At 74.7% G+C, this 12,504-nt stretch carries 11 protein-coding genes; 4 read left to right on the top strand and 7 right to left on the bottom strand.

The features are described 5' to 3' along the window. Nucleotides 1–3 precede the first annotated feature (3 nt). On the bottom strand, nt 4–576 hold the full coding sequence (locus JYK04_RS33665) for a TIGR03086 family metal-binding protein (protein WP_189740889.1): 573 nt from the start codon (nt 574–576) through the stop codon (nt 4–6). 206 nt (nt 577–782) lie between these two features. On the opposite strand from JYK04_RS33665, the gene JYK04_RS33660 reads away from it, so the two are divergent. Continuing rightward, nucleotides 783–1,619 carry a methyltransferase domain-containing protein gene (locus JYK04_RS33660; RefSeq protein WP_189740886.1) on the top strand — a complete coding sequence of 279 codons (837 nt, stop codon included), beginning with the start codon at nt 783–785 and terminating at the stop codon, nt 1,617–1,619. Between the two features lie 48 nt (nt 1,620–1,667). On the opposite strand, the gene JYK04_RS33655 is transcribed toward JYK04_RS33660, so the two are convergent. Both JYK04_RS33655 and JYK04_RS33650 read right to left on the bottom strand, forming a co-directional pair. Beyond that, entirely contained in the window at nt 1,668–3,638 is a 1,971-nt protein-coding gene (locus JYK04_RS33655) for a DUF5107 domain-containing protein (RefSeq protein WP_189740883.1), read from the bottom strand. A 65-nt stretch (nt 3,639–3,703) separates the two neighbouring features. Continuing rightward, entirely contained in the window at nt 3,704–4,603 is a 900-nt protein-coding gene (locus tag JYK04_RS33650; protein ID WP_189740880.1) for an arginase family protein, read from the bottom strand. Nucleotides 4,604–5,013: 410 nt separating this feature from the next. Between JYK04_RS33650 and JYK04_RS42200 the strand changes: the two genes are divergently transcribed. Then, nucleotides 5,014–5,451, top strand: a complete 438-nt coding sequence (locus tag JYK04_RS42200; RefSeq protein ID WP_308431066.1) for a hypothetical protein — start codon at nt 5,014–5,016, stop codon at nt 5,449–5,451. 24 nt (nt 5,452–5,475) lie between these two features. Continuing rightward, nucleotides 5,476–6,015, top strand: coding sequence for a hypothetical protein (locus tag JYK04_RS33640; protein ID WP_189740877.1), 540 nt, complete (start codon nt 5,476–5,478; stop codon nt 6,013–6,015). Here the strand turns inward: JYK04_RS33640 and JYK04_RS33635 are convergent. The 4 genes from JYK04_RS33635 to JYK04_RS33620 form a co-directional block, all read right to left on the bottom strand. Beyond that, on the bottom strand, nt 6,012–8,036 hold the full coding sequence (locus JYK04_RS33635; RefSeq protein WP_189740874.1) for a S9 family peptidase: 2,025 nt from the start codon (nt 8,034–8,036) through the stop codon (nt 6,012–6,014). The genes JYK04_RS33640 and JYK04_RS33635 overlap by 4 nt on opposite strands. A gap of 13 nt (nt 8,037–8,049) precedes the next feature. Beyond that, nucleotides 8,050–9,444: a M20/M25/M40 family metallo-hydrolase gene (locus tag JYK04_RS33630; protein WP_189740871.1), complete on the bottom strand. Its 1,395-nt coding sequence runs from the start codon at nt 9,442–9,444 to the stop codon at nt 8,050–8,052. A gap of 1 nt (nt 9,445) precedes the next feature. Continuing rightward, nucleotides 9,446–10,279, bottom strand: a complete 834-nt coding sequence (locus JYK04_RS33625) for a M55 family metallopeptidase (protein WP_189740868.1) — start codon at nt 10,277–10,279, stop codon at nt 9,446–9,448. A gap of 226 nt (nt 10,280–10,505) precedes the next feature. Further along, nucleotides 10,506–10,949: an SRPBCC family protein gene (locus tag JYK04_RS33620; protein ID WP_189740865.1), complete on the bottom strand. Its 444-nt coding sequence runs from the start codon at nt 10,947–10,949 to the stop codon at nt 10,506–10,508. 433 nt (nt 10,950–11,382) lie between these two features. On the opposite strand from JYK04_RS33620, the gene JYK04_RS33615 reads away from it, so the two are divergent. Next, a complete protein-coding gene (locus tag JYK04_RS33615; protein WP_189740862.1) occupies nt 11,383–12,414 on the top strand; it encodes an Rv2578c family radical SAM protein in 1,032 nt (343 codons plus the stop codon). The last annotated feature ends 90 nt before the right edge of the window (nt 12,415–12,504 follow it).

Raw genomic sequence — 12,504 nt, 5'->3', positions numbered from 1 at the left:
GCGTCAGCCCTCGCGCCCCACCATCGCCAGGAGCCTGGTCTGCGCGTCCGCGCCCGCCGGGACCTCCACCGGCTCGGCGTACGCGCCACTGGCCGCGAGCCCGTCGGCGTACGGCATGATCTCCTTGATCGAGAACTCGACGAGGCTGTCGGGCAGCCGGTCCTCGGCGCCGATGCCCCGGGCGAGGTCCCAGGTGTGCACGACGCAGTCGGCGGTCAGCTCCGAGCAGTACGCCGAGCCGAGCGCGGGCCCGTACGACAGGCGCACGGTCCGGTCCAGCGCGCCGGACGCCGCGAAGGCGGCGTGCGCGGCGGCCGAGGCCCGGTCCCAGGCCGCGACCGGGTCGTCGCCCAGCACGTCGCCGGAGAACCGCCCCTCCAGCTCCCCGACGGTCCGGCCCTCGGTGACCAGCGGCGGGATCCAGAGCTGTTCCGCGGTGACGTGGTTGACCAGCTCCCGCACGTTCCATTCCGTGCACGGGGTCGGCTCCCCCCACTGGTCGCCGCGGACCTCACGCACCCGTTCACCGAAGAGCCTCAGCGCCTCGGCGTGCCGTTCGAGCAGCGTGTCCGTCATGACCCTCACCGCCGTCCGCCCTGGGGATGTGTCCCCCTGCAGCCACTCTCCTCGCACCCGCATCGGCCTGCCACCGCCTCACCCGAACCCCTTGGCACGCAACGCACCTGTCCACATGTCAAAACGTCGATCTCAAATGACGAACTGATCGTCTACGGTGGGAGCACCGCTTCGCCGAGGAAGAGGAAACGAGGAGGGGTCCGGTCATGAATGCCGCCAGGGAAGCCGCCGCCAAGGAGACCGCCGTCTACACGCACGGCCACCACGAGTCGGTGCTGCGCTCGCACCGCTGGCGCACCGCCGAGAACTCCGCCGCGTACCTGATCGGCGAGCTGCGCCCCGGGATGCGGGTGCTGGACGTCGGCTGCGGCCCGGGCACGATCACCGCGGACCTGGCGGCGCTGGTCGCGCCCGGCGGCCACGTCACCGCCGTCGACGCCGCCGAGGACGTCCTGGCGCAGGCCCGCGCGTTCACCGAGGAGCGCGGCCTGGGCGACGCCGTGTCCTTCGCCACCGCGGACGTCCACGCGCTGGACTTCCCGGACGACTCCTTCGACGTGGTCCACGCCCACCAGGTGCTGCAGCACGTGGGCGACCCGGTCCAGGCGCTGCGCGAGATGCGGCGGGTGTGCCGGCCGGGCGGGATCGTGGCCGCGCGCGACGCCGACTACGCGGCGATGACCTGGTACCCGGCCGCGCCGGGCCTGGACGAGTGGCTGGGCCTGTACCGGCGGGTGGCCCGCGCCAACGGCGGCGAACCGGACGCGGGCCGCCACCTGCGGGCCTGGGCCCGGCAGGCCGGTTTCACGGACGTGACCTCCTCGGCGACGGCCTGGTGCTTCGCCACCCCGGAGGAGACCGCCTGGTGGTCGGCCCTGTGGGCGGACCGTACGCAGGCCTCCGCGTACGCCGCCGTAGCCACCCGCGGCGGCCACACGACGGCCGCCGGCCTGGCGGCCGTCGCCGACGCCTGGCACACCTGGGGCGCGGACCCCGACGCGTGGTTCTCGGTCCTGAACGCCGAGATCCTGTGCCGGGTCTGACGCGGCGCGACCTCGCCCGCAAGCGGTTCGTGCTGCGCATCGACAAGATCAAGAAGTAGCCGGCCGCATCCGGAAGTCGTAGCGCGCGGGCAGCGGGCAGTCGGTGAGGGTGGACCAGACCTCGGCGAGGGTCTCCTCGCCCTCCCTCAGGTCCGGGAGTTCGAAGCCGTCCTCGAAGACCCGGCGGGCCGCCCGCACATGCCCCTCCGCCGCGAGGAGCCGGGCCGCGAGGAGCCGGAAGCGGCCCTGCTCGCGCAGGGCGGGCCGCAGCCGGTCCCAGACGGCGCGGGCCTGCGGCAGCCGGCCCGCCGCGAGGAGGGCGGCCATCGCCTCCTGCCCGAGCGCCGACTCCGCGGCCGCCCACGGCCCGCCGCCGCGGCTCTCCGCGGCCAGGTCGTCGAAGGCCGCCGTGAATCCGTCGGCCGCCCGCTCCGCGTCGCCCGCCAGGGCGTCCGCCACCGCCAGGCACCGCAGCAGCGGCCACCGCGAGGGGGCCAGCGCCAGCCCGCGCTCCCAGCTGCGTACCGCCTGGGCGACGTCCCCGGCGTGCCATTGGGCCACGCCCAGGTGGTACTCCGTCAGCGGATCCGCCGGGGCCGTCTCCAGCATGTCCCGCCAGTGCGCGGCGACCAGGCTCGGCCCCGGCGGAACCACCCGGCGCGGGGCCGGCAGGACCCCCGTGCGCCAGAGCTGGAGCCACGGCTCCTGCTCCTCCCCGAGCGTGTCCTGCGCGAAGGGGGTGCCCGGCAGCTCGAAGCGCCCGCACAGCAGCTCCAGCGCGCCCCAGCCGGAGCCCTGCGCCAGCCGCTCCCCCGGCTCGGTGTCGGCGTGGCCGCGCCACGCCTCGTACGCCGCGTCCACCCGCTCCCGCGGCAGTACGTCGTCCAGCGCGCCCTCGGCCGCGCCGCGGGCCGCCGCCCAGTCCGCGCCGTGCACCCGCGCCGGATCCGCCGACAGCGGCCCGTACGCCTCCAGCCAGCTGAACTCCGCCCCGCCCTCCAGCCGTACGTGCTCCAGCTGGGTCCGGGCGAGCCCGGCCTGGATCTCGGCGTAGCCGCCGGTGCCGGGCTCGGTCAGCCACTCCTGCCAGCGTCGGCCGCCGTCGCCCGCGCCCCACACGAAGAGCTTGCGCCCGCCCAGCCGCGCGGTGGAGGTCTGTACGAGCCCGTGCCCGGCGGCGTCCAGGGCGGCGATCCAGGGCCGGGCACCGCCCTGGACCTCGTAGAAGTAGTCGGCCGGATACTCGCCGCGCAGCGGGTACGTGCGGTCCACGCCCTCCCACTCCGGTACGGGGATGCGGCGCAGCGCGCGCTCGTAGCCGAAGTGCCAGGCCTCGTCGGCGGGGGCGAGGACCCGGGTGCCGGAGTCCTCCGGGACGGCGGTGTTGGACCACCAGTACACGGGGGCGGGCCGCTCGTGCGGATTGCGCACGCGGACGCCGGCGTAGAGGAACTCCGAGTCCTCCGGCAGCCACAGGTCCACCTGGAAGGGCAGGTCGCGCAGGCGCTCCCACTCCCACAGGCGGACCATGACGCCCCCGTCGGGGGCCGGGACGAGCGCGGCGTGCACCGGGGCGCAGGACAGGGTGGTGTGCCCGGTCGCACCGGTGTTCCACTCGATGCCGCCGGAGAACCACGCCCCGTTGAGCGCGAAGTTGGCGGGCTGGAACACCGGGTTGCGGTAGAGCAGTTCGCGGCCGCTCGGCAGGTGCACGAGCGAGTGGACGCGCCCGCCCAGGCCGGGGAGCACGGTGACCCGGAGGTGGTCGTTCTCGATGACGATCGACTCGAACTCCCGCTCCGCGCGCTCCCGTCCGTACCCGTCGCGGATCCGTACGGGCAGGAGCGAGCGCAGTGGCTCGTAGCCGATCTGCCGTGCCATGTCGCGCGGCATCCCCTCGCGGGCACGCTCGTCCAGTGCGTGCACCTCGTCGGGCGCGCGCAGGGCGGGCAGCGGGTTGTCCGAGCCCAACGGGGCTGCGGGGAGGGTCAGTACGGCGCGTCGGACGGTGGTGGCCATGAGGGAAATGGAACACGCCACGGCGGCCGGTGCACAGGGGTTCCGCGGATCACCACCGGTCAGGATTACGCAAAGGCGCCCGCGACCAGGTCGGCGAGGAGGGCGCCCGCACGTCCGTCCGGATCCAGGTCCGGGTCGTAGATCGTGACGTTGAGCCCGGCGCAGCGCGGCGAGCCCACCAGGACGGCGAGCAGTTCGGCGAGTTCGTCGGGGAACAGGCCGCCGGGGTCGGGGCTGTCCACGGCCGGCATGACGCCCGGGTCCAGCACGTCGGCGTCCAGGTGCACCCAGAACCCGGCGGTGTCCGGCGGGTGCAGCCCGTCCAGTGCCGCCCGCGCCACCGGTCCCGCGCCGCGTCGGCGGATCTCCCCGACGGTGGCGACGGAGATCCTGGCCGCGTGCAGCTCGGCGAGGTCCGGGTCGCCGTCGCGCAGCCCGAAGAGCCGTACGTCCTCGTCGCGCAGGTAGGGGCCGCGCCCTTCCAGGTCGCTGAGATCCGCCTGGCCGCGGCCGGTCGACAGGGCCAGCTCCTCGCCGCCGGCGGCGCCGACAGGGCCGTTCACGGCCTCGTTGCCGGGGTGGCGGAAGTCGGCGGAGCCGTCGATCGCGGCGAGGCCGTAGCGCCCCAGGCGGCGCATGGCGAGGGCCGCGCCGAGCTGGATGGAGCAGTCGCCGCCGAGCACGACGGGGAACTCCCCCGCCCGCAGGTGCCGTTCGATGCGGTCGGCGAGGGTGACGGTGTACGCGGCGAGGGCCTCGGCGTGGAACACGCCGTCGCCCTCCCGCCAGTCGCCGCGGTCGTAGCGCGGCGGCACCACCACCCCGCCCTCGACGGCACCGAGCCGGGCCAGCAGGCCTTGCTCGCGCAGGGCCCCGGCGAGCTTGTAGACACCCGGTACGACGCCGGGCGCGGGCGGACGCAGCCCGAGGTTGGAGGGGGCATCGAGAAGCACGAGGGTTCGCATCCCCCCATCCTGTGCGATGCGGCCCCCCGGAGCCCGGCATTTCCCCGGCGCAGCCGCACCGGACCCGCCGCGTCGCCGCTGTCCGCGGTCCTCCGCGTCGGGCCGGGGTGGTGTGGCAGCATGGACGGAATGATCATGGACGGGACGGGGACGGGCCTGCTGCGCAGGGCCGCGCTGAACAACGCCGTGTGGTGTGACGCGGTGTGTCGGGCGCACGGGCTGACGCCCGGCTACGACGGCGAGCAGGTCTGGTTCAGCGCGCGGCGGACTCCGCCGATGTATCCCGATGCCGTGACCCTGGCACCGGCCGTGCCGGTGGGGAGCGTGGTCCGGGGCGTCGACACCGCCTCCCCCGGCTGCTCGGTGAAGGACGGCTTCGCCGACCTGGACCTGGCCGGGCGGGCTTCGAGGTGCTGTTCGAGGCCCAGTGGATCCATCGGCCCGCCGGGGCGCCGCTCCCCCGGGCGGAGGGGGAAGCGGCCGGGCTCGAGTGGTCCGAGGTCGCGGACGCCGAGGAACTGGCGGCCTGGGAGGCCGCCTTCGACGGCGGGGAGAGCGCCGGGGGCGACCGGAGGTTCCGGCCGGCCCTGCTCCGCGACGGAATCGTCTTCCTGGCCGGGCGCGCCGGCGGCCGGATCGCCGCCGGGGCCGTCGCGAGCACCGGCGGGGGCGTGGTCGGCGTGTCCAACCTGTTCGGAGCCGCCTGGGCGGGTGTCCTCGGTGCGGCCCGCGACCGGTGGCCGGAGCTGGACGTGGTCGGCTACGAGCACGGGGAGGACCTGGAGGCGGCGGTCCGGTGCGGCTTCGCCCCCATCGGTCCGCTGCGGGTCCGGCTTTTTGCCCAGTGATCAACTTCGAGTGAGACTGGCGCCGTGACATCGCATCAGACAAGCCGACTCATCGGCGCCATATTCGGACTCGCCTTCGTCGTGGCGAACGCCGGAGCCCTGCCCACGGCCGCCGCCGTTCCCCTGCGCCTCCTCGCGATCGCCTCGTTCGTCTGGCTGTTCATCGCACTGCGGCGGGCACGTACGTCCCCGGCCGGCGACGCGGACGGCGACGCCCGCCCCGGTACGGCGCCGAGGATGTTCGGGCGGGGCTACGTCCTCGTGGTGGCCGCCGAGGTGGCCGCCGCGCTGGCCGGCGTCCTCGTCATCAACCTCGTACTGCACGTCCCGCAGGCCACGGTGGCCTGGATCTCCCTGGTCGTCGGCCTGCACTTCTTCGGTCTCGCGGTCGTCTGGCGCATGCCGGCGCTCCGGCTGCTGGCGGCCGCGATGGCCGCCTGCGGCGCCGCCGGTCTGGTCCTGGCCGCCTGCGGGGCCTCCCTCGCCGTCATCGCGACCGTCGCGGGCATCGCCCCCGGCGCCCTGCTGCTCGGCTCCGTCCGATGGAGCCTGCGCACCCCCTAGGGGGCCAGTTCCAGCCGGGGGACGTCGGTGCGCTCGATGTCAAAGACCTGTGCGTACAGCGACAGTTCGGCCTCCAGGGCACGGATCATGGTGTCCGCCCGGCGGAAGCCGTGGCCCTCGCCCTCGAAGGTCACGTACGCGTGCGGCACCGGAACCGGGCGGCCGCGCAGTGCGGCCAGCAGCCGCTCCGCCTGGGCCGGCGGGCAGACCGGGTCCTCCAGTCCCTGGAGGAGGACGAACGGGGCCGTGATCGCGTCGGCCCGGGCCACCGGGGAACGCTCGCGGTTGAGTACCGCCAGGGTCTGGGGCGGCCCGGCCAGGCTGTCGATGTAGCGGGATTCCAGGTCGTGGGTCTCCGCGGCGAAGCCCACCAGGTCCAGCACCGGGTAGATGATCGCCGCGCACGCGTACAGGTCGGTGGCGGCCAGCGAGGCCGCCGCCGTCCAGCCGCCCGCGCTGCCGCCGCGGATGGCGAGCCGGGCCGGGTCGGCGGTGCCCTCGGCGGCCAGCGAGCGGGCGACCGCCGCGCAGTCCTCCACGTCCACCACGCCCCACTGCTCGCGCAGCCGCTCCCGGTAGGCGCGGCCGTAGCCGGTGGAGCCGCCGTAGTTCACCTCCACCACGCCGATGCCGCGCGAGGTGAAGTAGGCGATGTGCAGGTCGAGTACGGGCGGCACGTGGTCGGTGGGTCCGCCGTGCGCCCAGATCACGTACGGGGGCAGTTCGTCGGCGGCGGCCCGGACGGCCGGGTGGTGCGGCGGGTAGACGTGCGCATGGATCTGGCGGTTGTCGGGGCCGAGGAAGGTGCGGCTCTGCGGCTCCGGGTAGTAGGCCGGGTCCACCGGGTCCGGGCGCTGCCCGCCGATCGCCCGGGCGTGCCCGGTCGCGGTGTCCAGCTCGACCACCTCGTACGCACTGCGCGGGCTGGCGGCCACGCCGTAGACCCGGGTGCCGTGCACGGCGAGGGTGGGCTGCCAGGCGGTCCACGGCCCGGCGGCGTCCACCAGGTCGCCGCTCTCCGGGTCGAGGATGCCGAGCACCGAGGAGCCCTGCCCGTGCAGGACGGCGACGAGTCCGGCCCCCGGGCCCGCCGGGTGCGGGGCGTCCCCGGGGAGCGGTGCGAGCCAGCGCAGCCCCGGCTTCCACAGCGGGCCGCCGAACTCCTCCTCCCGCGGGCAGAGGTTGATCGCCCAGCCGGTCCGCGGGTCCACGCCGTACGGGTTCCACCAGCCGCCGCGGTCGCTGACCGCGAGGAGGGTGCCCTCCGCAGTCCACTCGACCTGGGCCACGGCCTCGTCGGGGCCGCCGAGTACGGTCCGGGCATCGGCGAGCTCCCCGTCCCCGGTGACCTCGGCGACCCTCAGCTCGGTACCGTCCCACGGCATCAGGGGGTGGTCCCACACCAGCCAGGCCGCCCGCCGCCCGTCCGGGGAGAGCCGGGGCCCGGTGGTGAACCGGTACCGGTCGTGCGTCAGCTCCCGCACCGCGCCGCGGTTCTCGGCCGCCGAGCCGTCCAGCGGTACGGCGGCCAGCACCCGGCGCACATCGGTCGGCGCGGGCCCGGTGAACTCCTCCAGCACGCACCACACCTCGCCGCCGCGCAGCACCGGGTCGGCCCAGCGCAGGCCGCCGCCGGTCCGGGAGACCGGGGTGAGGGGCCGCGGCTCGGGCCCGCCGGGGGCGTCGGGCTCGTACGCGTACAGCCGCTGGTCGGCGAAGTGGACGAAGACCAGCAGGGGGCCGCCGGCGGGCCGTTCGGTGCCGGCCCAGGGCAGGCCGCCGTACTCGGTGACGCGGCTGCGCACGTTCCACGGGGCGGGCAGTTCGGTGATCTCGGGTGCGCCGTCGGCGAGGCGGCGGCGCACCAGGGTGCGGCGGCCGGCCTCCTCGGGCCGGGGTTCGGTCCACCACACCTCGGGGCCGACGGTGCCGAGGTACTCGGGCCGCCCGTCGAAGGAGGCGGCGAGGCCCGCGTCGATGGGTGAGGGCCAGCTGCCGTAGGGCCGGGTCGTCGCCGCCATCACCGGGCCCCGTTCACAGGGTCCGCAGCGCGTGGTCGAGGACGCGGACGCCGAAGTGCAGGGCTTCGACGGGCACCCGCTCGTCCACGCCGTGGAAGAGGGCCCAGTAGTCGAAGCCGGGCGGCAGCTTCAGCGGGGAGAAGCCGTAGCCGGTGATGCCGAGGCGGGAGAACTGCTTGGCGTCGGTGCCGCCCGCCATGCAGAAGGGGATCACGTGGCCGGCCGGGTCGAACCGCTCGACCGACTCGCGCAGGATCCCGTACGTCCTGCCGTCCACGGGGGCCTGGAGGGCGACCTCCCGGTGGCGGAACTCCCACCGCACGTCGGGGCCGGTGAGGGCGTCGAGGGTGGCGGTGAACTCGGCCTCGCCGCCCGGCACGGTCCGGCCGTCGACGTAACCGGTGGCGTGCTCGGGGATCACGTTGAGCTTGTAACCGGCGCTGAGCATGGTCGGGTTGGCGCTGTTGCGCACGGTGGCGCGGACCAGGACGCCGGCCGGGCCGAGCGCGTCGAGGAGCTCGTCGACGTCGAGACCCGGCCGCCGCGGGTCCACCGACAGGCCCTGCAGGGCGGCGAGTTCGGTGATGCAGGCGGTGACGGTGTCGGTGAGCCGGACCGGCCATTCGTACGCGCCGATCCGCGCGACGGCGGCGGCGAGCCGGCTGACGGCGTTGGCCCGGTTGGGCTTGGAGCCGTGACCGGCGGTGCCGTGCGCGGTGAGCTTCAGCCAGGCGGTGCCCCGCTCCCCCGCCGCGATCGGGTAGAGGGCGCGGCCGCCGGGGCTGCCGTGCACGGTGAAGGCCCCGGACTCGCCGATGCCCTCGGTGCAGCCTTCGAAGAGGTGCGGGTGGTGGTCGGCGAGGAAGCCGGAGCCGTCGACCGCGCTGTCCTCCTCGTCGGCGGTGTAGGCGATCACGATGTCCCGGCGCGGTTTCACTCCCGCGCGCGCCCAGGCCCGTACGACGGCCAGCACCATCGCGTCCATGTTCTTCATGTCGACGGCGCCGCGCCCCCAGACCACGCCGTCGCGCACCTCGCCGGAGAAGGGGTCCACGCTCCAGTCGGCGGCCTCGGCCGGGACCACGTCGAGGTGGCCGTGGACGAGGAGGGCCTCTGCGGAGGGGTCGGTGCCCTCGATCCGGGCGACCACGTTGGTGCGGCCGGGGGCGCGCTCCAGCAGGACCGGCTCCAGGCCGGCGGCGGCGAGCCGCTCGGCGACGTACTCGGCGGCGGGGCGCTCGCGGCAGTCGCCGCCGCCCCGGTTGGTGGTGTCGATCCTGATGAGGCCGGAGGTGAACTCGACGGCCTCGTCGAGAGCCACCGTGTCCACCACGTCCGACGTGGCCACCGGGTCCGCGGTGTCGACGGCGCCGGCGCCTGCCGGGATCTCGGCGTTGATTGCGCACATGTCAGCCATACTGCTCCTCCACGGCCGCCGAGACGACCGTCGTGACCGCTTTGAAGGCCCGGATCCCCTCGTACATGGTTTCGCTGGTGTACGCGACCTTGCGCTCCCCGGACCGCTCCACGCCGGGGACCACCGTCGCGGACATGGCCAGGTGCGCGGCGTCGAACTCCAGCTCCACGGTGAAGGGGCCGCCGCGGACCGGGTCGTGGCGTACGGCCAGGGCGGTGGCCTCCTTGGCCGCGGCCCGGATGTCGGCGGCGGTACGGGCCGGGGTGCGGCACACGGCGGCGTAGCGCGAGACGTGGTCCTTGACGGCGACGGTCGCGGCTCCGGGGGCGTATCCCGCGGCGTCCACGCAGGTGAGGTCGTCGCCGGTGACCAGGATGACGGGGACCCCGTACTCGGCGACGACGTGTGCGTTGAGCAGCCCCTCGCTGGCGCGCGTCCCGTTGACCCAGACTCCGGTGATGGAGTTGGCGAGGTAGGTGTGGGCGAGGACCCCCTCGGAGCCGGCTCCGGTGTGGTAGCCGACGAAGGCGATGCCGTCGACGTCGCCGTGCTGGACGCCCTCGACCATGGAGAGGGTCTTGTGGCGGCCGGTGATCATCTCGGCGCGGGCGTCGAGCTTCTCCAGCAGCAGGTTGCGCATGGTCCAGTGCGCCTCGTTGATGAGGACCTGGTCGGCTCCGCCGTCGTAGAAGCCGAGTACGGCGGCGTTGACGTCGGAGGTGAACATCGCGCGGCAGCGTTCCCACTGCGGGGTTCCGGGCAGCACGTCCGCGGGCCAGGTGACGCCGGTGGCGCCTTCCATGTCGGCGGAGATGAGGATCTTCATCGGGCCCCCGGGCGGTCGGTTGCGCTCAGGGTGCCACCCTAGCCGCCGAGGCCCCCGGCGACCGTGGGGCTCGCGCCCCGGCGCGGCGCGCGACGCCCGGCGCGGCGCGCGACCGCCGGCGCGCGGTCCGTCGGCCGTCCGCCCTGGGGAGCTGCGGTCCGCGGGCGGTGCGGGTTCACCCGATCCGGTGAGGCCGCCGGCCCGGCCCCACCGTCAACGCCGTTGCTCAGCGCTCCACTTCGGCGGCCAGCTTCTCGAGCACGCTGTCGTAGATCCGGCCGAGGCCCTTGGGCGCGAAGGTGCGCTCGAAGAAGCCGCCGATGCCGCCGGCGCCGTTCCAGACGGTGGTGACCACGGCCTTGGACTTGCCCTCACCGGCCGGGGTGACCCGCCAGGTGGTGACCATGGAGGAGTTGCGGTCCTTCTCCACCAGTTCGCCGTCGGTGGGCTCGCTGACCTCCAGCAGGCAGTCGCGTACGCGCTTGCTGGTGGCCTGGAGCTTCCAGTGCACCAGGGTGCCCTCGCCGTCGCCGCCCTCGCGCACCTCGTACTCGCTGAAGTGCTCGGGCAGCAGCTTCCCGCGGGTCCCGGTGTAGTCCGCCAGCGCGTCGAACACGGTCTCCGCGTCGGCCGCGATGATCCGCTCCGTGGTGGCCTCGACCTGCGCCATAGCTGTTCCTCCAGCAGTTGTGATCGCTCGTCACGGCGAAGCCAACCACCTCCGGGCCGGTGGCCCAAATCCGGATCGGACGTGGCAGCGGAGGTGGACCGGCAGGGTGTCGTCCGGGAGGCCGGCGAGGTGGGCCGCGGTTCCCAGGGGTCCGGGGGCCGGGGGCGGGGTGTGCGGGCAGGTCGCGGGATCGTCGCAGGCCCCGTCGAGGGCCAGCCCGGCGGTCCATCGCCGGAAGGCCGCGGCGGGGGTCTGCGCGAGGTGGACGGCACGGGCCGCCCGCCGCTGCTCGGCGTACGCGTGCGCGTCACCCCCCGGCATCCCGACCGGCACGAACTCCCACCACGGCCGGCCGAGCGGGGCCATTTTCTAGGCCCGCACGATCATGGGAACATTTGTTCTATTCTCCGGGGCGAACCACCGAGGAGGCACCATGCGCTGGGAGAATCTGACCGCGGGCTCCGGCGGCCCCGCCGGGCTCTTCGGGGCCGACGCCGTCGTGACCCGGACCATCGACACCCCCGAATTCCGGGGGATCACCTTCCACGAGGTACGCGCCCGGTCGATCGTCAACCGGGTGCCCGGCGCCTCGCGCATGCCGTTCGAATGGACCGTGAACCCCTACCGGGGCTGCAGTCACGCCTGCGTGTACTGCTTCGCGCGCAAGACGCACAGCTATCTCGACCTCGACACCGGCATCGGCTTCGACTCGCAGATCGTCGTCAAGACCAACGCGCCCGAACTGCTGCGCCGCGAGCTCGGCTCGCCCCGCTGGACCGGCGCGCACATCGCCATGGGCACCAACGTCGACTGCTACCAGCGGGCCGAGGGCCGCTACCGGCTGATGCCCGGGATCATCGAGGCCCTGCGCGACCGCGCCAACCCCTTCTCGATCCTCACCAAGGGCACGCTGATCCTCCGCGACCTCCCCCTGCTGCGGGAGGCCGCCGAGGCCACCGAGGTCGGCATCTCGGTCTCGGTCGGCTTCACCGACACCGGGCTCTGGCGGACCGTCGAGCCGGGCACCCCCTCCCCCGCCGCCCGGCTGGGCGCCGTACGGGCGCTCGCCGACGCCGGGATCGAGTGCGGGGTGCTGATGGCCCCGGTGATCCCCTTCCTCGGGGACTCCCCGGAGCAGCTGCGGGCGACCGTGCGGGCCGTGGCCGAGGCCGGTGCGACCTCCGTGACACCCCTGGTACTCCATCTGCGGCCCGGGGCGCGCGAGTGGTTCACGGCCTGGCTGGGCGCCCACCACCCCCACCTGGTCCCCCGGTACGAGCGGATGTACGCGGGCGGGCCGTACGCGCCGACCTGGTACCAGCGCCGGATCACCCGCCAAGTCCACGAACTGGCGGCCGAATTCGGCATCGGCCCGGCCCGGCGCGGCGAGGCCCGCAAGGTCGTCACGCCGGAGCGGCCGGACGGCTCCGCGGCCGCCGGAGCCACACAGCTCAGCCTCCTGTGACGGCCGGCACCGCCTGAACGGTCATCACATCGGGCCAATCGGCGGCCCAATCCCGCCTTCCAGGCGTGGTTTCCGGGACGATTCCGCCCA

The sequence above is a fragment of the Streptomyces nojiriensis genome (assembly GCF_017639205.1).
GTDB classification, from domain to species: domain Bacteria; phylum Actinomycetota; class Actinomycetes; order Streptomycetales; family Streptomycetaceae; genus Streptomyces; species Streptomyces nojiriensis.
This window is presented reverse-complemented; position numbering and strand designations above follow the sequence as displayed.